This window comes from Tritonibacter mobilis (assembly GCF_001681715.1).
Taxonomy (GTDB): Bacteria; Pseudomonadota; Alphaproteobacteria; order Rhodobacterales; family Rhodobacteraceae; genus Epibacterium; species Epibacterium mobile.
Window position 1 is genome coordinate 1 of record NZ_LNWY01000024.1, and the last position, 21,294, is coordinate 21,294.

Consider the following 21,294-nt stretch of genomic DNA (forward strand, 5'->3'; position numbering starts at 1 on the left):
ATTTGTCAACATGACCTAGCCCGAAGCCGTCATTCGCGCCGGCTGGGGGGGGATGACCGGTTCCAAGCCCTTTCGGGATTTTGTGTTGCGTGGCCATCCTTCGCTCAAATATGCCGCATGCAGCCTTGACAGGGCGAGGCGCTTTCAACCGTCGAAGGGCGGCGATTTGGCGGGTCTCACACATTCTCAGAGGTGTGGATTGCGATTGGGATGTTGACGCGTTGTGCGCCAGCGTCGGGACCGGCCTTGTGAGCCTTCACCATGGTCGCGATGATCTCGCGCGCGAAGGACCTGATCGGGTAGGAGAGGGTCATCGTGATCGTCCCGTCGATGAGCCCGGCCCGCGTCGCGTCGAAGATCTCGTAGGCGACGCAGACAAAGTCCTTGCGGCGCGGCCGGTCCTTCAGCGCGGCCAGGGCGCCGGTGATGCCTCCGCCCGACACGAAGAGACCGCACAGGTCGGGATGTTCGCTCAGGAGCTTCTCGGTCATCTCGCGGGCGACGGCGGCGGATTCGAAGGTCTGGAGCGGCTCGAGCACTGTGAAACCGGCATCCTGTTCGCGTAGGTAGGACCGAAAGCCGCTCTCGTTGATCTCCTGATTACGGTAGCGATGGTTGCCCAGCAGCACACCAATCTTGCCGGGAATGCGGCAGGTATGATGGAAGGCCCAGGCGGCGGTGCGCCCCTTCTTCCAGTTGTCGTGGCCGATGTAGCCGACGTTGCCCTGTGCCGACAAAGGCCCGATCAGCGCCGACACCGGGGTGCCGCTGTCCAGCAGCGCAGTGATCGCGTCGGAGATCACCGGATGCTCTGCCGCCACCACGCCGAGCGAATCGCACTGCTGCCCGACCTCGGTAATCCTGTACGCGATATGGTCCGGTGACAGGTCGTCCATGTACTCGAGTTCGAGGGTGACGTTGGCCCCGGTGTATTGTTCTGCCGCACGGCGCAAAGCGGCGCCCAGCTCGCGGTAGAACACCCGGTGCCCCTGGTGCAGAATGACCCCGAGGCGGATGGTCTCACGGCTTTGCAGGACCGAATGCTCGATACTGCCGAGGCCATAAAATCCAATCCTTTCAGCGGCTCCCAGAACGATTTCGCGCGTTGAGCCCCGCACCGCCTGGGCATTGTTGATGACGCGGTTCACCGTGGAAACGGACACCCCTGCCTCCTGCGCAAGGTCCTTGATGGTGGGTCGGGACATGGCTTCTCCGGTCGTGATCCAGTGTTTCATTTTGTCTCATTTAATCTCGATTATGGGATGATTTGAAACGAAACGCTTTGAGACAGATTACGGATATTGATCCATTCAATGTCAATGATGCATTCAGTAGGTGCCGGGCACAGAGGAGTGCCGAGGCAGAATCCGGTCCCGCTGGGAGGCAGGCCGGAGCAAGCAGACAGACCCGATGACCGGGTGTCGCGTGGCAGGGCCGCGCAGCACACGGGACCAAACGCCCCCGGCACCCCGTGCCGGTGCGGTGGAAGCACGCCCCGCACAGGGCGTCCGTCGATGCGGACAGGAGATGCGGGCCGACAGATGCCAGACCGCCGCCCCTGGGGCGGCACCCACGATCCAAGGGAGGAAACCCGGATGAACCTGACCAAGACCCTCAAGGCCACCGTTGCCGCAGCTGCCCTCGCGCTGACCGCCGTTCCCGCATCCGCGGCGGACATCGCGGTGATCGCCGGGTCCATCGAGGACGGTTTCTTCAACCTCATCAAGAAGGGCGTTGACGATGCGACCCTCGTGGTCGAGGCGAATGGCGGTTCGGTCAACTACCTGCGCACCCCGAACTACGACAACTTCGGCCCGGACCTGGTGAACCTGATCAACCAGGCCGTGGCGCAGGGCGTCGACGGCATCGCGATCCCGGTCTGGGTGCCCGAGGCGCAGGTTCCCGCGCTGCAGAAGGCGGCCGAGCAGGGTATCAAGATCATGATGTACAATTCGGGTCTCGACGTGAAGGAAGACATTTTCGGCATCAATTACTTCGGCTCGGACGAGTTCGTCGCCGGTGAGGCAGGCGGGCGCTATATGGCCGAGCAGGGAGCGCAGAAGATTCTTTGCCACATCCACACGCCCGGGGCGGTTAACCACGAAGCCCGCTGCGGCGGCGTCGAGAAGGGCGGCACCGAGGCAGGCGCCGAGGTCGTGATCCTGCGCACCCCGGCGAACCTCGATGGCGACATCACCGGCCTTGCAGAGGCGATCAAGTCCGAGCTGGTCGCCGACCAGAGCTTCGACGCGGTGATCTCGCTGTCGGCGTCCTCCGCCGATGCCTCCACCAATGCGGTGCAGCAGATCGGGGCAGGGGACCGGGTGATGGTCGGTGCTTTCGATCTCAGCGAAGCGGCCCTGAACCGCATCCAGGCGGGCACCCAGAAAATGGCCATCGACCAGCTGCCCTATCTGCAGGGCTTTCTCGCCACCTCGATGCTGGCCGCGCATATCGACTTCGGCACCGAGCTGGCCACCGATCCGGTGCTGACCGGCCCCGCCATCGTCGATGCCTCGAACATCGAAACCGCACTGGCCGGGGTCTCTGCGGGCGCCCGCTGACCTTTCTCCCGGGCCGCTTAGGGCCCGGGATGCCCGCCCGAAACGGGCCGCTTCAAAACGAAGCCTGGCACCGCATCTTGCCGAGAGAGACAGATATGACCATGGAAACCACATCGCAGACTTCGGGGCCATCACGGCCCGCAACCTCGACGCCGTTCTCTGTCGGTGCCCTGTTCCGGCGGCCCGAAACCGGGGCGTTCATGGGCATGGTGCTGGTCTTCGCCTTCTTCGCCTATTTCGGCTTCGACCGGAACTTCCTGTCGCCCTACGGCACGTCCTCTTGGGTCAACATGGCCTCGACGGTCGGCATCATCGCCATCCCCATCGGCTTCCTGATGATCGCCGGAGAGCTCGACATCTCAATCGGGGCCATGGTGCCCGCGGCCAAGATGTCTATGGCGATCGCTGTCGGCTACTACGGCCTGCCGGTTGGCATCGGTTTGCTCATCACCTTCGGCCTCGCGGCCTTCGTCGGCTGGGTCAACGGGATGCTGGTTACCCGCACCAACGTGCCGTCGCTCATTGTCACGCTGGCCACGCTCTTCGCGGTTTCGGGCCTCACGCTCTTCCTGTCACTGTGGCTCACGGACACCACCAGCCAGGCGCTGACCTCTCCAGCGTGGGCCAAGGCGATGTTCGGCGACTACCACGCTTGGGGGTTCCAGAGCTCGGTGTTCTGGTGGCTCGGCATGGCGGCGGTACTCTACTACGTCCTGCACCTGTCGCCCTGGGGGAACTGGATCTTTGCCCTTGGCGGTGACAAGGAAAGCGCCCGCAACGCCGGTATCCCCATCGATAAGCTGAAGATCGCGCTCTTCATGCTGGCCGCAATGGCCGCCGCCCTGTCCGGCACCTGCGAGGCGATCCTGTCGAACTCTGCCACCACCACCACCAACTTCGCGCTGATCTTCAACTGCATCATCGCCGTAGTCGTCGGCGGCGTACTTCTGACCGGCGGTTTCGGCACCGTGGCCGGTGTGTTCTTCGGCACCGCAACGCTGGCCATCGTGCAGCAGGGCATCGGCTATACGCCCTTCGACCGGAACCTGTCGTCCCTCATCATCGGTGTCATGCTGCTCATCGCGGTCCTGATGAACGACACCTTCCGCAACATGGCAACCTCGATGTCCGCCTCGAAAAAGGGGAAGTGATCCAATGACCGATACCACCGCACCCGTTCTTGAAATGAAAGCCGTCGACAAGAGCTTTGGCCCCATCGACGTGCTGCACGAGATCACCCTCAAGGTCCGCGCCGGCGAAGTGCTCTGCCTGCTCGGGGACAACGGCGCCGGCAAGTCGACGCTGATCAAGACCCTCTCGGGCGTTCACAAACCCACCCGCGGCGAGATGCTGATGGACGGCAAGCCGGTCACCTTCTCGGGCCCGAAAGAGGCGCAGGCGGCGGGTATCGCCACCGTTCACCAGTTCGGTGGCACCTACCCGCTGATGTCCGTGGGCCGGAACTTCTTCATCGGCCAGGAACCCACCAAGGGCTGGGGTCCGTTCAAGGTTTTCGACCGACACAAGGCCAACGCCATCGCGGTCGAGGCGGTGCAGAACTTCGGCATCACCCGCATCACCGACGGCGACCGTCTTTGTGGCGGCCTGTCGGGCGGGGAACGCCAATCGCTCGCAATCGCCCGGGCGGTGCATTTCGGGGCCCGCGTGCTGATCCTCGACGAGCCCACGGCGGCGCTTGGCGTCAAGCAGGCGGCGCACGTCCTGCGCATCGTCGGCGAGGCACGGCGCCGAGGGCTCGCAGTGATCTTCATCACCCACCAGGTGATGCACGCCATGGCGGTGGGGGACCATTTCGCGGTTCTCATCCGCGGCGCGATTGCCGCCGATTTCCGAAGGGACGAGAAGTCTCGCGAAGAGATCGCCGACCTCATGGCCGGCGGCGAGTCCATGGCCGATCTCGAGGCCTCCATCGACGGCTACATGGACACCCACGACGGGCACGCGCCGCCTCCCACGGCCTGACCGTTCTCCCCCGTCGGCGGTGCGCCCTGCACCGTCCAGTCGCGGTGGCGCGGCCCATGTCTCCTCCGGGACGGGCCACCGCATTCCCCCCTCATGCCCGAAGCGGAGCACGAACCATGACATTGCGGATCGGATGCGTCGGCTACGGAACCGGCGGGCGCCACTTCCACACCCCCTTCGTCGACGCTGCGGCAGGCTGCACCCTCTCCGGCATCGTCGCCCGCGCCGAGACCACCGTCGCGCAGGCAAAGGCCGACTGGCCCGATGTGCCGGTCTTCCCCAGCCTTGCCGCCATGATCGAGGCAGGCGCCTGCGACGCGGTCACCATCACCACCCCACCGCACACCCGGCGCGCGCTTGTGCTGGAGGCCATCGAGGCCGGTCTGCATGTGATCGCCGACAAGCCCTTTGCCCCCTCAGAGGGCGCGGCGCTGGATCTGGATCGTGCTGCGAAAGAGGCGGGCATCGTGCTTGGCGTCTACCAGAACCGCCGCTTCGACAGCGACCTGCAGACGCTGGCATCGGTGCTGAAGGACGGCGCGCTGGGCGAGGTCTGGCGCGTCCACTCACGGATGGATTTCGACGACCCCGCGACACTCGAGGCTGGGCCGACCGGCGGGTTGCTGCGCGATCTTGGCAGCCATCTCGTGGACCAGATGATCTACCTGCTGGGGCCGGTGGCGTCGGTCGATTGCCAGATGGATCACCTCGAGCTGCCCGAAGGCCGGACGGACGCCAGCTTCACCATCACCCTGCGCCACGAGAGCGGCGAGCACAGCCATATCAACGCCTCCAAGTGCAACCATCTGCATCTGCGCGAACTGCGGGCCTACGGCTCGAACGGCAGCTTCACCAGCCGTGCCACCGACGTGCAGGCGCAGCAGCTTTTCGCCGGGGAGCGCCCGGCGGACGATCCGGAAAACTGGGGCTACGAGCCCGAGGCGAACTGGCCCGTCCTGCGGGTGGGCAACGGCGACGAGCGCGTGCCCGCGCAGCAAGGCCGCTACCACGATTACTACGCCGCTTTCGCCAAGGCGGTCGCCGACGGCACCCCGCCGCCGGTCACCGCCATCGAGGCGTCCCGCACCATCGCCGTGCTGGATGCCGCCCGCCGCAGCGCCGAGACCGGCGCCTCGGTCGCCCTTTGAAACACCTCGCGCCGGAGGAGGCGCGGCCCGACAACGACCCCTTGGGAGGACATCATGAAGTACACCCTCGACCCCCATATGATCCGACACCTGTCGCTCGAGGATACGATCCGCAAGGTCGCCGAGCTGGGCTATGATTACGTCGAGATGTCGCCGCGCCCCGATTTCTTCTCGTGGTGGACGCGGCCCAAGCTCTACCCCGAGCGCATCCAGTCCTTCAAAAAGGCGCTCAAGGATCACAACGTCGGCCTTGCCACGATCCAGCCAATGTACCGCTGGGCGTCCCCCTATGCCGATGAATGGGACATGGCGATCGACAACTGGAAGCGCGCCATCGAGTTCGCGGTGGAGCTGGAATGCCCGATGTTCGTGTCGGAATTCGGCCGGGGCGGATCGCCTAACCGGTCGCTGAACGACCAGAGCGGCATCCACCGCCCCGAGATCTGCGAAGGCCAGTTCTTCAAGGCGATGGACGTGCTGGTGCCCATCCTCGAGCGCGAGGGCATCAAGCTGTCGCTCGAAGCGCACCCCGAGGACTGGATCGAGGAAATCCACCCCGCCATCGACATCATCAAGACCATCAACTCGCCGATGGTCCGCGCGTCCTTCATCGCGCCGCACACCTTCTTCTACGGCCCCGACATGGAGGCGAACCTGCGCGTCACCGCCGGGCTGCTGGAACATGTGCGGCTTGCGGACACCTACGATCACAATAAGTCGTCCGAGCTGCGCTACATCGTCAACCCGCCGGAATCGAAGGTCCGGGTGCATCAGCACCTCGATTACGGCGAGGGCGAGATCGACTGGGATCTCTTCTTCAAGACCCTCGCCGACCTCAAGTTCGACGGCGTGCTGTCGAACTGCGTCTTCGGCTGGGAAGACCGCGCCGAGGACAGCGCGCGCTTCATGCTGTCCGAAACCAAGCGTTACGTCGAGAAATACGGAGTGGGCAAATGAGCCTCAAGGTCGGAATCATCGGGACCGGCATGATCGGTCAGGATCATATCCGCCGCCTCACCCAGGTGCTGAGCGGCGTGGCGGTCACGGCAGTGGCCGATATCTCGCGCGACCGCGCTGAGGCAGCCGCGCCGGAGGGGGCGGCCGTGTTCGACGATCCTAAGGCGCTGATTGCGTCCGACACGGTGGACGCCGTGGTGATTTGCTCATGGGGGCCTGCGCACGAGGAACAGCTTCTGGCCTGCATCGACGCGGGCAAGCCGGTGTTTTGCGAAAAACCCATGGTCACCAGCGAAGAATCGGCCCTGCGCGTGATCGAGGCGGAAACCGCCTTTGGCCGCCGCCTCGTGCAGGTGGGGTTCATGCGCCGCTTTGACGCCGACTACCGTCGCCTCAAGGCGGTGATCGACACCGGCACCCTTGGCGCGCCGCTGATGTACAAGTCGGTGCATCGCAACGCTTCGGTGCCCGAGGGGCTTTATACCTCGGATATGCCGCTCAACGACACGCTGGTGCATGATGCGGATATCTCCCGCTGGCTGCTGTCGGACGAGGTGACCGGCGTCGAGGTTCGTCTGCCGCGTCATTCCACCATCGGCGGCGAGCTGCGCGACCCGCATATCGTGCTGCTGCACTGCGCGTCGGGGGCCATCGTGATCGTCGAGATCTCGGTCAACATCGCCTACGGCTACGACATCCGCGGCGAGGTCTCCTGCGAGATGGGCGTCGCTGCGCTGCCGAACCGGCCCGCGACCGTGGTGTCCGACCAGTTCGGCATTCGGCAGGCGATCCCCGAGGACTGGCGCGAGCGCTTCATCGAAGCCTACGACCAGGAGTTCCGCGAATGGATCGTGGCGGCAGGGCAGGGCACCGCGACCGGGCCGTCCGCGTGGGACGGCTATGCCTCGACCCTCGTGGCCGATGCCGCGCTGCGCGCTGTCGAGAGCGGCGCTCATGAGAAGATCGCCATGATCGAGAAACCGGCGCTCTACACCGGCGAAATCAGCCTGAGCCAGGCCATGCGGAAGGAAATCGCATGAAACTTTCCATCTGTACCGATGTGATGGGCGATCTGCCCTTTGACCAGATGCTAGACAAATGCGTTGAACTGGGCGTCGAGGGGGTCGAGATGACCGGCGGCGGCTGGTCTCCCGCGCCGCATTTCCGCGCCGAGACGCTTCTGGCCGACCGCGCCGAGCTGTCCCGCCGCCTTGGCGAGATCGAGGCGCGGGGCCTGTCGATCGCCGCGCTCAACTGCTCGGCCAACCCGCTCGATCCGGGCGAGATGGGCAAGCGGCACCTCAAGGAAATGCAGGACACCATCCGCCTCGCGGGCGAGATCGGGGTGAAAAAGATCGTCACCATGTCCGGCCTGCCCGAGGCAGCCCCGGGCGACATGGTGCCGAACTGGCTGACCTACACCAAGAGCTGGCCCGCCGAGATGCCGGAGCGCGACCGTTACCAGTGGGAAGACCGCGCGTTTCCGCTTTGGCACGACCTTGTGAAGCTGGCCGGTGAGGCAGGGGTCGAGAAGATCGCGCTCGAGAATTTCTCGGCCATGCTGGTGTGGAACCCCGAGACCCTGTTCCGCCTCCGCAATGAGGTGGGGGAGATGGTCGGCATGAACCTCGACCCTTCGCATCTCTTCTGGAAGGGGGCTTGCCCGATTGCCGTTGCCCGCGCGCTCGGCCCGGCGATCCACCATGTTCACGGCAAGGACACCCGCATCGAGCGCGGCCTGTGCGACGTGAACGGCCTGCTGGAGATGAAGGATGTCACCGACGTCGCGAACCGCGCGTGGAACTACGTCGCTGTCGGCGCGGGGCATGACCTTCAATGGTGGAAGGAGTTCTTTTCGGTGGTCGGCATGATGGGCTACGACGGCTGGGTGTCGCTGGAGATGGAAGATTTCACCATGTCCACCGAGGCGGGAATCCGGTCCTCCATCGACGCGCTTCAGGCGACGATCATCCGGTGAGTTACAAGTTCATCATAACCATCGACTGCCAACCCGGCACGCGTTCGAGGATCCTAGACCGCGCGCCCGCCGCGCAGGCCGCCACGCGGGCCGAGCCCGGCTGCATCGCCTACGATTTCTACACCTGCACCGATGATCCGGACCGTCTCGTCTTTGTCGAGACCTGGGCGGACGAGGCGGCGCATGGCTTCCACATGGAACAGCAGCACACGAAGGACTTCATTGTCTTCCACGAGCCGTTCCATCGCAATTTCACATTCGAGACGATCAACGTCTCCTGACCCGCAAGACGCCTGCGAGGGGGGAAGAACATGGCAGATCTGGACGTAATCACCATTGGCCGGGCCGGGGTGGATCTCTATGGCTCGCAGGTTGGCGGGCGGCTCGAGGACATGGGGTCCTTCGACAAGTATATCGGCGGGTCTCCGACCAACATGGCCTGCGGCACGGCACGGCTGGGTCTGCGCTCGGGGTTGATCACGCGGGTCGGCAACGAGCACATGGGGCGCTTCATCCGCGAGGAACTGCTGCGCCACGGTGTCTGTGTCGACGGTGTGGTGACGGACCCAGAGCGGCTCACGGCGCTGGTGCTGCTGGGCATCCGCGACGAAGAGCAGTTCCCGCTGATCTTCTACCGCGAGAACTGTGCCGACATGGCGCTGTGCGAGGATGACATCGAAGAGGCGCTTCTGAAGCGCAGCCGGTCGGTGGTGGCGACGGGCACGCATCTGAGCCATCCGCGCACCGAGGCGGCGGTGTTGAGGGCGCTTGAGATCGCCCGCGCGCACGGGCTGAAGACCGCGCTGGATATCGACTACCGCCCGAACCTCTGGGGCGTGGCGGGCCATGGCGACGGCGAGAGCCGCTTTGTGGAAAGCGCCAAGGTCACGGCGAAGCTGCAGGAAAGCCTGCATTACTTCGATCTGATCGTCGGCACCGAAGAGGAATTCCACATCGCGGGCGGCTCCACCGATACGGTTGCGGCCTTGCGCGCGGTGCGGGCGGTGTCGAAGGCCACGCTGGTCTGCAAGCGCGGACCCATGGGCGCCGTGGCCTTCGAGGGCGACATCCCGGACAGCCTTGATGCTGGCGTCTCGGGGCCGGGCTTTCCCATCGAGGTGTTCAACGTGCTGGGCGCGGGCGACGGCTTCATGAGCGGGCTGCTCAAGGGCTGGCTTGACGGCGAAAGCTGGCCGGTGACGCTCAAATACGCCAATGCCTGCGGGGCCTTCGCGGTGTCGCGCCACGGCTGCACCCCGGCATATCCGTCCTGGGAAGAGCTGCAGTTCTTCTTCGAAAGAGGCGTCAAGCGCACCGATCTGCGCAATGATGCCGAGCTCGAGCAGGTGCATTGGGCGACCAACCGGCATGGTGACTGGTCGACGGTGCGGACCTTTGCCTTCGATCACCGGATGCAGCTCGAGGAGATGGAGGGATACACCCTCGAGAAGGGCGGCGCGTTCAAGGAGCTGTGCCTTCAGGCGGCGATGCAGGTGCAGGACGGACAGGGGGGCTACGGCATTCTCTGCGACAACCGCATCGGGCGGGCGGCGCTGCATGCGGCCTCCGGCTCCGGTCTGTGGATCGGGCGGCCGACCGAGCTGCCGGGCTCGCGCCCCATCCGCTTCGAGCCGGAGCTGGGCGAGGACATGGGCCAGTTCCGCGAATGGGCACGGGAGAACGTGGTCAAACTGCTGGTCTTCTGCCACCCCGATGACGATGCCGAAACGCGGGCCCACCAGGAGGCGAAGGTCAAGGCGCTCTGGACGGCGGCGCGGCGCAATGGGCTCGAATTCCTGCTCGAGGTGATCCCGTCGAAGGTCGGCCCCGTCGACGACAGCACCACCGCGACGCTCATCCGCCAGTTCTACGAGGCCGGGGTTTACCCTGACTGGTGGAAGCTGGAGCCGCTCAAAACCGTAAAGGCTTGGACGCAGGCGGTGAACGCCATCGAGGAGAACGATCCGCACACGTGCGGCATCGTTGTGCTTGGCCTTGACGCGCCGGAGGCCGAGCTTTCCGCAAGTTTCGAGGTCGCCTCGCGCTTTTCGCTGGTGAAGGGCTTTGCGGTGGGCCGCACGATCTTTGGCGACGCGGCACGGGCCTGGATGAAGGGCGCGCTGTCGGACGAGGACGCGGTGGCGCAGATGGCCGAGCGGTTCCGGCGGCTTTGCGATCTGTGGGATGAGGCGCGGGCAGAGGCCCGGCGCAACGCGGCCTGAACCTGAGACGGGGGAGGGGGCGCTGCCCCCGCGTCTTCGGAGCCCCGGGAATATTGTTGATGAAAAGACGGGGCGTGAGCCTCTGAAAGGGAGAGCCATTATGGGCAAGAGTGGCGGCACGATCAGGCTGACGGCGGCGCAGGCCATGGTGAAGTGGTTGTCGGTGCAGATGACACCCGCCGCCTCAGGCAGCGAAGCGGTAGGCGAGCAAAAGCTGGACCGTTACATCGACGGGATGTGGGCGATCTTCGGCCACGGCAACGTGGCGGGGATGGGCGAGGCGCTGCATGCCTATCGCGACGTCTTCCCCACGTGGCGCGGGCAGAACGAACAGACGATGGCCCATGCGGCCATTGCCTATGCCAAGGCCAAAAAGCGCACGCGGGCGATGGCGGTCACCTCGTCCATCGGACCGGGGTCGACCAACGTGGTTACGGCGGCGGCGCTTGCGCATGTGAACCGTCTGCCGCTGCTTGTGGTTGCGGGCGATGTCTTTGCCACGCGGCGCCCGGACCCGGTGCTTCAGCAGGTCGAGGATTTCGATGACGGAACGGTGTCGGCCAACGACTGTTTTCGCCCGGTGGCGCGGTATTACGACCGGATCTCGCGGCCCGAGCATATCCTCTATGCCCTGCCGCGCGCGCTGCGCATGATGATCGATCCGGCCAACTGCGGCCCGGCGGTGCTGGCCTTCTGCCAGGATGTGCAATGCGAAGCCTATGATTATCCGGAGAAGTTCTTCGAGCCGCGCGTCTGGCACATCCGCCGTCCGCGCCCCGATCTCGATGAGCTTGCCCGCGTGGCGGACATGGTGCGCAAGGCGAAGCGCCCGGTGATCATCTCCGGGGGCGGCACGATCTATTCGCAGGCCGAGGACGCCCTTGCCGACTTTGCCACGCGGCACCGCATCCCGGTGGCCGAAACGCAGGCGGGCAAATCCGGCCTGCCGCAGGCGCATCCGATGAACTTCGGTGCCTCGGGGGTGGATGGCTCGGCGGCGGCGAACACCGCATCGCAGAACGCCGATCTCGTGATCGGTGTGGGCACGCGGTTCCAGGACTTCACCACCGGCTCGCGCACCCTCTTCGGGGAGGGCGCACGGCTCGTGTCGATCAACATCCACGGCTATGACGCCGCCAAGCACCGGGCGGAAAGCCTCGTGGGCGACGCCAAGGTGACGCTGGAGGCGCTGGGCGAGGCGCTGGGCGACTACAGGGCAGAGGCCCCGGACGCGGCCGCACGCGAGGACTGGCTGCGCGCGGTCGACACCTACTGCGCCCGCCCCGAGGACCAGGCCGCCAAGCCCACGGACGGGCAGGTCATCGGCGCGGTCCAGCGGGCCACCGATCCGGACGCCATCGCCATGTGCGCTGCGGGCACCATGCCCGGCGCGCTCAAGCTGCTGTGGAAGCCAAGCCAGGGCGGCTACCACATGGAATACGGCTATTCCTGCATGGGCTACGAGGTGGCCGGTGCCATGGGGCTGAAGCTCGGCGCGCCGGAGCGGGAGGTGATCTGCTTTGTCGGTGACGGCAGCTACATGCTGGCGAACTCCGAGCTTGCGACGGCGGTGATGCGGCGCATTCCCTTCACCGTGGTGTTGACGGACAACCGGGGCTACGGCTGCATCAACCGGCTGCAGACCATGGGCTGCGGCGGCGAGCCGTTCAACAACATGTACGTCGATTGCAACGTCGAGGTGCAGCCCGAGATCGACTATGCCATGCACGCGGCCTCGATGGGCGCCCATGCGGTGAAGGTAGCGGGCACCGACGAACTCGAGGCCGAGGTCGCCGCCGCGCGCAGCCGCAACATCCCCACGGTGATCGTCATCGAGACCGTGGCGAAGGACTTCCCCGGCACCGGGCTCGAGACCTTCGCCGGTGATCACGGCTTCTTCTGGGACGTTGCCGTGCCGCAGGTGTCAGAGCGCCAGAAGCAGAGGGACCGCTTCGAGGAATATCTCGGCCAGATCGCCAATGTGCGGCTGGTCAACTGACGGAAAGGACAGGACATGAGCCAACTTCTGCATCGCCCCTTCGGCACCCATAGCGAAGTTCACCGCATCACGCCTGAAAGCGCGGGCTGGCGGTATGTCGGGTTCAGCCTTCACCGCCTGCGGGCCGGGGAGACCGTCGCCGAGGCCACGGGGGAGCGTGAAGTCATCCTCGTGATGGTCGAGGGCAAGGCCCGTCTATCCGGTGCCGGGCGCGACTGGGGCGAGCTGGGCGATCGCAGCTCGGTCTTCGAGAAGACGCCGCCGCATTGCCTCTACCTGCCGAACGGCACCGACTGGAGCGCCGAGGCGACCACGGATTGCACCATCGCGGTCTGCAGCGCCCCAGGCAAGGGCGGCCACGCGGCGCGGCGCATCGGGCCGGACGGGATCGCGCTGACCCAGCGCGGCACCGGCAGCAACACACGCTTCATCAACAACATCGCCATGGAGCACGAGGACTACTGCGATGCGCTGCTTGTGACCGAGGTCTTCACCCCGGCGGGCAACTGGTCGTCCTACCCCAGCCACCGCCATGACGAGGATGATTTTCCGCGCATCACCTATCTCGAAGAGACCTATTACCACCGTCTCAACCCGGCGAATGGCTTCGGGGTGCAGCGGGTCTATACCGATGATCTGCAGCTGGACGAGACCATGGCGGTGCATGACGGCGACGTGGTCTGCGTGCCACGCGGCCACCACCCCTGCGGCGCGCCGCACGGGTTCGAGATGTACTATCTCAACGTCATGGCCGGCCCCCGCCGCAACTGGCGCTTCGTTCCCGCGCCAGAGGTCGAATGGATCATGGAGCGCGATGCCAAATAGAGTGATATGCACGAACAGCATTATGCCAGCAGCATCGAAGGCAAACTGGTCTTTGCCGTGATCCACCATCGAAACCGCTTGAACAGAAGGCTTCGATGACTCCGTTGAAAGAACGCCTCTGCACCCTCAGACACGCGCATGAATAAAGAAGTTTGGGATTGATCACGGTGATCTACATGGTTTTATCGGTTGCAGCGGGGTAGACGCGACATGAGTTCCCGCGTTTTGGCGACTGCGACCGTTCGTGCGGTGTGGTGATAGTCCGCTTTCCTAAACTTCCGGTTGCACCTCTCGCAATCTCTGCACACATTGAGCTGTTGAAGCGAACGGCCAGGGCGCCCGCATCCCTCCACCCCATGAATGGTGGTGATTGCACTTGCGGCGAATGTTTGCTCTCTCCATTACTCGCGCGGCGTGGAACCGTCGCCTGGCTGGCATATCCTCAGGCTTTGCAAATGTCGCAATCAGCGCTCGGCTGACACCGACGTAAGCCGCAGCGCATTTCTCCTCCTCGCCCTCCTTGCGAATCTGGCGGCACGGTTCGTGTGCGCTTGGCGTTGACGCGTTCGTCAATTTGAACACAGGCAGAATTCCTGTCTCTCACCCGCTGGCATATCTTTTCTCTGCTTTGAAGTTTGTTGAAGAACAACAAATGCGTTCCGGCGATGGTCGATAAGGCGTTCAGAAACGAGATCTTCAGAACGCATGAAAGGAACTCAGATGTTCAAGAAAATCAGCTACGCCGTTGTCTTCGCGTGCACTGCGGCCATCGCCCAAGCGGAGACCTTTGAGGTCAAAATGCTCAACAAGGGTGAGGCTGGCGCGATGGTTTTTGAACCTGCATACGTCAAAGCCATGCCCGGCGATGTCATTCATTTCATTGCAACAGATAAGGGCCACAACGTCGAAAGCATCAAAGGGATGCTGCCCGAGGGAGTAGAGCGCTTTAAAAGCAAGTTCAACGTCGACTACGAGCTGACCGTCGATGCCGAGGGGCTCTATGGGCTGAAATGCACACCGCACTATGGCATGGGTATGGTGGCCCTCATTCAGGTTGGGGAGGCGGTGAATCTCGAAGAGGCGCAGGGTGTCACGCAAAAAGGCAAATCCAAAGGCCGCTTTGAAGATTTGTTTGCGCAAGTTCAGTGATCGGACAGTCCAGATCACACCGAGCAAAGGCGGCACCATCGCGGTGTCGCCTTTTGTGTCCCGCTAGAGGAGATAAGCCATGTCCCACCCTCACTCTTATTCCGGCCCCGCTTTTCTGTCCTACGGATTTCGCCCCTTCTTCATGGCGGCGTGCCTGTTCGCCGTTGTGATCATACCGCTGTGGATGTTGATCTGGACGGGCGGGCTGACGCTGCAAAGTGTCCTGATGCCCGTCGATTGGCACAGCCATGAGATGATCTTTGGCTATGGCAGCGCAGTGATTGCAGGTTTCTTGTTTACGGCGGTGCCTAACTGGACCGGCGGCATGCCGACCCGGGGCTGGCCGCTATGTGCCATGCTAATGCTGTGGTTGGCGGGTCGCCTTGCTGTATTGGGGGTGGTGCCCCTGTCATGGGGTGCGGTTGCCAGTGTCGACAGTGCGTTTCTGCTGGTGTTGGCGGTACTTGTGGCGCGGGAAATCATCTCGGGAAAAAACTGGCGCAACCTGATGGTTCTGGTGCCTGTCTCGCTTCTTGGAGTGAGTAATCTGTGCTTTTTTGTTGAGAGTGCGCTGATGGGGCAAGCAGACGTCAGCCGCCGGTTGGGCCTTGCGCTGGTGATCTTCCTTGTGTTGTTGATCGGTGGGCGCATCATTCCCAGCTTTACCCGCAACTGGTTGAACCAGAAGGGATATCGCGCTCTTCCTGCTCCGTTCGGAAAGTTTGACCAACTGAGCCTTCTTGCCACGATTCCGGCGCTGGTGGTTTGGGTCATTTGGCCAGAGAGCCTGAGTGCTGCGGTTCTGATGTGTTTGGCGGCGCTGCTGCAGACAGCGCGTCTGGCGCGGTGGCGTGGTCTGTCGACGCTGCGCAATCCGATATTGGCGATGTTGCATATCGCCTTCCTGTTTGCGTCGATTGGCATGCTGGCACATGCGCTGGCGGCGATTGGGGTTCTCGACGCGAGCGCTGGCCTGCACATCTGGGGTATTGGCGCAATTGGCGGGATGACGGTTGCTGTGATGATGCGGGCGACAATGGGCCACACAGGACGTGCGTTGGTGTCAGGGCCGGTGCTGAACCTCGCCTTTATCGGCTTGGTGCCTGCATTGTTGGGGCGGTTGCTCCCTCATGTCGAGCTTCCGGGCGCAGTCACGGGGCTTGATCTGGCGGCGCTGTTTTGGACGCTGTCGTTTGCGCTGCTTTGCTGGAAACTCGTGCCGTGGTTGGCGATGCAACGGCAGGATCGCAAGCGGGCCACGCCGCTGCGCAATGGGTGATCTGACATGTGAACCCGTTGAATGCAGGTGCAGGCGGGGGCGTCTGCATCTTTTACGTGCCTGATGGGCAAATCTGGTGCCGGGGAGATCACGGAAATGGCCATGCACCGATAACCGGGGCATGCAGGTGCAAGACGACGCACCAGAACAATACCCCAATCGCGCTGCGCATCAGAACAGGGCGGGCGTTCTGTCGCCACCAGGCGCGATCAAACACTGGCCGAACCGACAGGATCGGCGCGCCGACAAAGGCGTCTTGGCCATCGCGGTTGCGGGCTCGGCGGTCAAATGCCGGTATCGCGATCAATGGAAACAGTGCAAAAAGACCAAACAGCAAAACATAGGACAGATCGCCATTGGGCAGCAGATGCGTCAAGGCCCAAAGCGCGAGGGCCAAAAGCACAGGGTGGCGACTGACCGCGGCAAAGCCGGGGTGGGTGGGATCATACTTGCGCTTGCGACTGGCCCCAAGGCTGTCGGGCAGCGCAACACCCAGCCCGCAGGCGGCCAGCACAAACGCGATGGGGGTGGCCGCAAATGGCACCCAGCGCATCCATGGTGCCTGAGGCCACAGCTCAACGTAGGGCGTGCGGCCTGCGGCTGAGATCACCCAGCCCAACAGGACCAGCGACACCAGCCCGTAAAGGGCAAAATAAGCGCGCCGCCCCAAGCACTTGATCAGATTTCCCCTGAGGCCGCCAACACGCGGCAGAAGGTGGCCGAGCATAAATGCCGCCATCGCCACAATAAATTCTATCCAGCCGGTCATGTGTTCTCGGCCTGAATGATCAGTCTTCGGATATGGCGTGCGAACATCCACGCCGCAGGCAGGCCGAGTACTCCACCGATCACTACGCTCATTTGTGGGGTGAGTACGTCCCAACCAAGCCAACTGCCGATCAGCGAGGCAAAAAAGACGTTGATGGCAGCGGCCCCCGTCGCAAAGGGGTAGAGACCCGCCACCAATTTCCACGAGACGCGCCGGGTCATCGCCGGCTCACCAGCAGATGAACGCAGACCAACGCAGCGAGCAACACCAGAGAAGCCATGAAGAACCAGAACTCCGCGACATCGGTTTGCGGTTGTGGAATGGGGCGCTCGAAGCGTTCGGCATGCGCGGAAAACGGGACCAAAACACATGCGAGCGCGCAATAAAGACGTTTCATTTTAGTGCTCCATCGTGAGGGATTGATAGATCTCGGGCAGGGCGCGGGGCAATCTGTCCGGGTCTGGCAGCAAGGTGAAACCGGCGCGGCCAAAGATGCGCGTAAACCAGTCCTGCCCATCTGCGTCGATCACAACCGCATGCACTGCATGCCCGAGCGCGCGGGCCTCGCGCACTGCCATGCGGCTGTCTTCGATGCCATGCACGCCTTCGTAGTGATCAAGATCGTTGGGCTTGCCATCGGTCAAAACAAGAAGCAGGCGGCGGGCGCTGCCTTCCTGGGTCAGTTGGGCCGAGGCGTGACGGATCGCTGCACCCAACCGTGTGTAGTGACCGGGGGTGAAGCTGCCGATCCGGGCGGTGATATTCGCATCCATCGGCTCATCAAAGCGTTTGGCGCGAGTCAGAAAGACCCGGTCCCGGCGCAGTGAGGAAAACCCCCAGATGCCAAGGCGGTCTCCAGCGGTTGCAATCCCGGCAGCCAGCGCGGCGAGTGCCTCGCGGGCGGTCTCTATAACAGGGCGTGCGCCCACGGTGGCTTCGGTTGAGCGGGAACAATCAATGAGAACCGCGACGCTGAGATCCCGCGCCATGGGGCGGTTGGTCTGCCATACACGGTCGCTGCCTTGTTGCCCAATGCGCAGGTCGATTTGGGATTGCACAGCCGCGTCCAGATCCAACTCTTCACCGTCCAGTTGCCGGGGCAACATCACACGTTTCGGCATCAGTGGCGCAAACTGGCGCTGCACCCGTGCCACCAAACGCGGGTCCGGGCTGAAATCGGTGGCGGGTTCGGCGTCGACCTCCAGCACACGCGTATGGTCTGGCATGTGGCGTGCCAGGCGGTGGTTCCACTCCGGGTAGGTATAGCGCGCTGCCAAGCGTTCGTGTTCGGCATCCTGCGGCGACAGATCGAGCGATATCCGCAGGCGCGAGGCTGCGCGTTTCATCTGCTGGGAGAGGGATATGTTGTCCTGATCCTCCGCCGCTTTTTGTGCGTTCTCGGTATCGTCGTCATCCACCATCCGGTTGATGTTCAGGCTTTCGGCCCAAGAGAGGATCGACTCGAACCGGTGAACGATGAAACTGTCCTTGCGACCGGCCTGTTCGCGTTCTTCGCGAAGACCGGTCTTGCGGGTGGCCATCGCCACACTGGCGGTGTCCAATTGGTCACTGTCGGCGGCAGGCGGGCGGCCCGTGCGTGCTGCGGGCAGGCGCAACCAGATTGGAAGCGATTGAAAGCGGCGGTATCCGCGCGGTGCAGTGCAATCGCATCGGTCGACAACAGCGCAGGGCAATCCAAGCTGGTCAAGTATTATCCGTTCGATGCGGGCCTCAAACCGGGGCAGGTTGTTGCGCTGTCGTGTGGCCGCGATATGCGCGCAGAGCGCACCATAGGCGCTGCGCAATCCGGGGCAGGCGGCAAAGGCCCGATCCGCTGCTTGTGCGTTGGCGGCAATCTCGCCCTGATCTGCCTGATAAGGATCACCAACTGCGCTGGGCAGGTCAATATGAGCGGCCATGGCCGCGAGCCACAGATAGGCCTGTCGGTTGAGAGTTGGGGTCGGGAACGCCGCCATCACCGGTGGCAGGCGCAGCCGCTCACCATCAAAGCTGGCGACATAGCCGATCTCACGCGGGGTGCCGAGACGGCGCAGCAGCGCTGTTCGGTGCTCTAGCGCGACGGCTGGTGCCTCAAGAATCTCCACGCCGCTGTCGCCACCCAGCGCACGAAACAGGGTGGCAATGCTGCTGCGCATATCATTGTAGCGCACTGCTACCTCTGCATCGGGGCGTTCAGCCCCGATGCGCGTGGCCATATTGTGCCACAGGTTGCCCACGGTCTCTTCGGGTTCAAGAAGATCAAGCGCGTGCACCATGATGTCACCCGTAGACAGATGCAGTGAGGTCGCGCAGCGCCTGACAGACGTCTGCCTCGTCACTGAGGGGGGCGATGATTGCCACCTCCAGCGCGCGATCCACGCTCATGCCATTTGCAATCAGCGTGGCTGCGTAGATCAACAGCCGGGTCGAGACCCCTTCTTCGAGATCCATACCCGAGAGGTTTCGGATATGCCCCGCCAGTCGTACCAGAGCCGCTGCGCGATCATGATCCAGGCCGCTTTCCTCGGCGACCACTGCGGTTTCAATTTTGGCATCCGGGAATTCAAAGCCAATGGACAGAAAGCGTTGCCGTGTCGAAGGTTTGAGCTTTTTCAGGATGTTCTGGTAGCCGGGGTTGAAGCTTGCCACCAGCATGAAGCATTTGGGAGCGACCAGCTCTTCGCCAGTGCGGTCGATCACCAACCGACGACGGTCATCGGTCAGCGGATGCAGCACCACGGCCACATCCTTGCGGGCCTCGACCACCTCATCGAGATAGCAAATACCGCCTTCGCGCACCGCGCGGGTCAGTGGCCCATCCACCCAAACAGTTTCGCCACCTTTGAGCAGATAGCGCCCGATCAGATCGGCGGCAGACAGATCGTCGTGACACGCAACCGTGTGTAGCGGCAGCCCAAGCCGGGCTGCCATATGTTCCACAAAGCGGGTTTTGCCGCATCCGGTCGGCCCTTTTAGCAGCACGGGCAACTGGTTGGCCTGTGCCATTTCAAAGACCGAAACCTCGTCATGTGCCGCCTGATAGAACGGGACTTTTGGAGTGTTGATAGCGTTCATGATCATTCTCCCGGAGCGGTGACTGGGCCGGGCGCGATGAGTTCACGCCGCACCACCAATTGGCTGTAGATGAACAGGAGCGCCCCGAGGACAACCGCAACACCGGCACCAAACCGCATCATGTAGAAGAGGCCGAGCTGGTCCTGCACATCCATGTAGTAGTCGCCAACAATGCGCTGCATGTGGGTCTGGATGGTGCCGGCAAACGTCAGCACAAAGGTCATGAAGCACATGCCACCGGTCATCAGCCAGAAGGACGCCATGTTGAGCACCTGATTATAGGGTGCGCGACCTCTGAGTTGCGGCATCGCATAGGTGAACATGGCAAGGTTCAGAGCGACATAGGCCCCATAAAAAGCGAGGTGACCGTGTGCTGCAGTGATTTGGGTGCCGTGGGTGTAGAAATTCACCCCATGCAGCGTGTGCAGGAACCCCCAGACGCCTGCGCCGAAGAAGGCGACGGTAGAGGCCCCCAGCGACCACAGCAGGGCTGCTTTGTTGGGATGGTTCTTGCGGCCCTTCCAAACCATCACAAAGGCGAAGCTCATCATCGCGAAGAAAGGCACCACCTCAAAGACAGAGAAGATTGAGCCAATCCACTGCCAGTAGCCCGGTGTGCCGATCCAGAAGAAGTGGTGACCGGTGCCCAGAATGCCCGAAAACAATGCAGTTGCGACAATGACATAGAGCCATTTTTCAACCACCTCCCGGTCCACGCCAGTCATTTTCAGCATCAAGTAGCCAAGGATCGCCGCCATCACCAGTTCCCACGTGGCCTCCACCCAGAGATGAACCACGAACCACCAGTACATTTTATCAAGTGACAGATTGTCGGGGTTGATGAAGGCAAAGACCCACAAGAGGCACAAAAGCCAAAGCCCCATCAGCAGGATATTGGTGATCGCAGTTTTGCGTCCGGCCAGAACCGTGAGCGAGATGTTCACCAGAAAGATCACCGCCGCGACGAGAATGCCGAATTTCACCCAAAGCGGTTGTTCGAGGAACTCGCGCCCCCCATGGATGCCCACGAGATAGGACACCACAGCCCCAAGCGTGCCGACCACTAGGATCGCAAGCTGGATATAGGCCAGTTTCGCTGAAAACAGCTCGCGCTCGCTTTCTTCGGGCACCAGATAGTAGGCGGCCCCAAAAAAACCGAGCAACAGCCAGACGATCAGCGCGTTTGTGTGCAGCATGCGGATGACGTTGAACGGTAAAAGCTCGCTCAGCGTGTTAGGGGATATGTAGATCCAGCCAGCGAGTAGCCCGCCCAAGACCTGGATCGCAAACAAGGCCATCGCCACCAAGAAATAGGCGTAGGCCACTTTTTGTGATTGATATTTCAT

The 21,294-nt window shown here is 63.1% G+C and carries 20 protein-coding genes; 13 read left to right on the plus strand and 7 right to left on the minus strand.

All coding sequences use genetic code 11. The features are described 5' to 3' along the window. Nucleotides 1-176: 176 nt before the first annotated feature. A complete protein-coding gene (locus UB90_RS19655) occupies nucleotides 177-1,235 on the minus strand; it encodes a LacI family DNA-binding transcriptional regulator (protein ID WP_227512084.1) in 1,059 nt (352 codons plus the stop codon). A gap of 360 nt (nucleotides 1,236-1,595) precedes the next feature. On the opposite strand from UB90_RS19655, the gene UB90_RS19660 reads away from it, so the two are divergent. The 13 genes from UB90_RS19660 (at nucleotide 1,596) to UB90_RS19720 (ending at nucleotide 16,104) form a co-directional block, all read left to right on the plus strand. Next, nucleotides 1,596-2,564 carry a substrate-binding domain-containing protein gene (locus tag UB90_RS19660; protein ID WP_065324946.1) on the plus strand — a complete coding sequence of 323 codons (969 nt, stop codon included), beginning with the start codon at nucleotides 1,596-1,598 and terminating at the stop codon, nucleotides 2,562-2,564. Between the two features lie 95 nt (nucleotides 2,565-2,659). Further along, nucleotides 2,660-3,715, plus strand: a complete 1,056-nt coding sequence (locus UB90_RS19665) for an ABC transporter permease (RefSeq protein ID WP_227431642.1) — start codon at nucleotides 2,660-2,662, stop codon at nucleotides 3,713-3,715. Between the two features lie 4 nt (nucleotides 3,716-3,719). Continuing rightward, nucleotides 3,720-4,547: an ATP-binding cassette domain-containing protein gene (locus tag UB90_RS19670; protein ID WP_065324945.1), complete on the plus strand. Its 828-nt coding sequence runs from the start codon at nucleotides 3,720-3,722 to the stop codon at nucleotides 4,545-4,547. Between the two features lie 116 nt (nucleotides 4,548-4,663). Continuing rightward, nucleotides 4,664-5,695 (plus strand): Gfo/Idh/MocA family protein, encoded by a 1,032-nt coding sequence (locus tag UB90_RS19675; protein ID WP_204161358.1) that lies wholly within the window; start codon nucleotides 4,664-4,666, stop codon nucleotides 5,693-5,695. 54 nt (nucleotides 5,696-5,749) lie between these two features. Next, nucleotides 5,750-6,652 carry a sugar phosphate isomerase/epimerase family protein gene (locus UB90_RS19680; RefSeq protein ID WP_065324944.1) on the plus strand — a complete coding sequence of 301 codons (903 nt, stop codon included), beginning with the start codon at nucleotides 5,750-5,752 and terminating at the stop codon, nucleotides 6,650-6,652. Further along, nucleotides 6,649-7,692 carry a Gfo/Idh/MocA family oxidoreductase gene (locus tag UB90_RS19685; RefSeq protein ID WP_065324943.1) on the plus strand — a complete coding sequence of 348 codons (1,044 nt, stop codon included), beginning with the start codon at nucleotides 6,649-6,651 and terminating at the stop codon, nucleotides 7,690-7,692. The genes UB90_RS19680 and UB90_RS19685 overlap by 4 nt, the downstream gene beginning before the upstream one ends. Further along, on the plus strand, nucleotides 7,689-8,630 hold the full coding sequence (locus tag UB90_RS19690; protein WP_065324942.1) for a sugar phosphate isomerase/epimerase family protein: 942 nt from the start codon (nucleotides 7,689-7,691) through the stop codon (nucleotides 8,628-8,630). Before UB90_RS19685 ends, UB90_RS19690 begins: the two co-directional genes overlap by 4 nt. Further along, nucleotides 8,627-8,911 (plus strand): putative quinol monooxygenase, encoded by a 285-nt coding sequence (locus UB90_RS19695; protein WP_065328083.1) that lies wholly within the window; start codon nucleotides 8,627-8,629, stop codon nucleotides 8,909-8,911. Before UB90_RS19690 ends, UB90_RS19695 begins: the two co-directional genes overlap by 4 nt. A 30-nt stretch (nucleotides 8,912-8,941) precedes the next feature. After that, nucleotides 8,942-10,852: a bifunctional 5-dehydro-2-deoxygluconokinase/5-dehydro-2-deoxyphosphogluconate aldolase gene (locus UB90_RS19700; protein WP_065324940.1), complete on the plus strand. Its 1,911-nt coding sequence runs from the start codon at nucleotides 8,942-8,944 to the stop codon at nucleotides 10,850-10,852. Nucleotides 10,853-10,952: 100 nt separating this feature from the next. Beyond that, the gene (iolD, locus tag UB90_RS19705) at nucleotides 10,953-12,851 is read left to right on the plus strand and encodes a 3D-(3,5/4)-trihydroxycyclohexane-1,2-dione acylhydrolase (decyclizing) (protein ID WP_065324939.1); all 1,899 of its coding nucleotides are present in this window, start codon (nucleotides 10,953-10,955) and stop codon (nucleotides 12,849-12,851) included. Nucleotides 12,852-12,866: 15 nt separating this feature from the next. After that, nucleotides 12,867-13,676, plus strand: coding sequence for a 5-deoxy-glucuronate isomerase (iolB, locus tag UB90_RS19710; protein WP_065324938.1), 810 nt, complete (start codon nucleotides 12,867-12,869; stop codon nucleotides 13,674-13,676). A 720-nt stretch (nucleotides 13,677-14,396) separates the two neighbouring features. Next, complete coding sequence (locus UB90_RS19715) at nucleotides 14,397-14,825, plus strand: pseudoazurin (RefSeq protein ID WP_009178936.1); 429 nt, start codon at nucleotides 14,397-14,399, stop codon at nucleotides 14,823-14,825. Nucleotides 14,826-14,904: 79 nt separating this feature from the next. Beyond that, complete coding sequence (locus tag UB90_RS19720) at nucleotides 14,905-16,104, plus strand: NnrS family protein (RefSeq protein ID WP_065324937.1); 1,200 nt, start codon at nucleotides 14,905-14,907, stop codon at nucleotides 16,102-16,104. 88 nt (nucleotides 16,105-16,192) lie between these two features. Here the strand turns inward: UB90_RS19720 and UB90_RS19725 are convergent, their stop codons facing one another. From UB90_RS19725 to UB90_RS19750, 6 genes are read right to left on the minus strand one after another with little or no spacing between them, the layout of a single operon-like run. After that, nucleotides 16,193-16,873, minus strand: a complete 681-nt coding sequence (locus tag UB90_RS19725; RefSeq protein WP_065324936.1) for an NnrU family protein — start codon at nucleotides 16,871-16,873, stop codon at nucleotides 16,193-16,195. Further along, the gene (locus UB90_RS19730; RefSeq protein WP_065324935.1) at nucleotides 16,870-17,094 is read right to left on the minus strand and encodes an NnrT protein; all 225 of its coding nucleotides are present in this window, start codon (nucleotides 17,092-17,094) and stop codon (nucleotides 16,870-16,872) included. The genes UB90_RS19725 and UB90_RS19730 overlap by 4 nt, the downstream gene beginning before the upstream one ends. Continuing rightward, nucleotides 17,091-17,270 carry a hypothetical protein gene (locus tag UB90_RS19735; protein WP_065324934.1) on the minus strand — a complete coding sequence of 60 codons (180 nt, stop codon included), beginning with the start codon at nucleotides 17,268-17,270 and terminating at the stop codon, nucleotides 17,091-17,093. Before UB90_RS19735 ends, UB90_RS19730 begins: the two co-directional genes overlap by 4 nt. A gap of 1 nt (nucleotide 17,271) precedes the next feature. Continuing rightward, entirely contained in the window at nucleotides 17,272-19,149 is a 1,878-nt protein-coding gene (locus UB90_RS19740; protein ID WP_065324933.1) for a nitric oxide reductase activation protein NorD, read from the minus strand. 4 nt (nucleotides 19,150-19,153) lie between these two features. After that, nucleotides 19,154-19,948 carry a CbbQ/NirQ/NorQ/GpvN family protein gene (locus UB90_RS19745; RefSeq protein ID WP_065324932.1) on the minus strand — a complete coding sequence of 265 codons (795 nt, stop codon included), beginning with the start codon at nucleotides 19,946-19,948 and terminating at the stop codon, nucleotides 19,154-19,156. Between the two features lie 2 nt (nucleotides 19,949-19,950). Then, complete coding sequence (locus UB90_RS19750; RefSeq protein WP_065324947.1) at nucleotides 19,951-21,294, minus strand: cbb3-type cytochrome c oxidase subunit I; 1,344 nt, start codon at nucleotides 21,292-21,294, stop codon at nucleotides 19,951-19,953.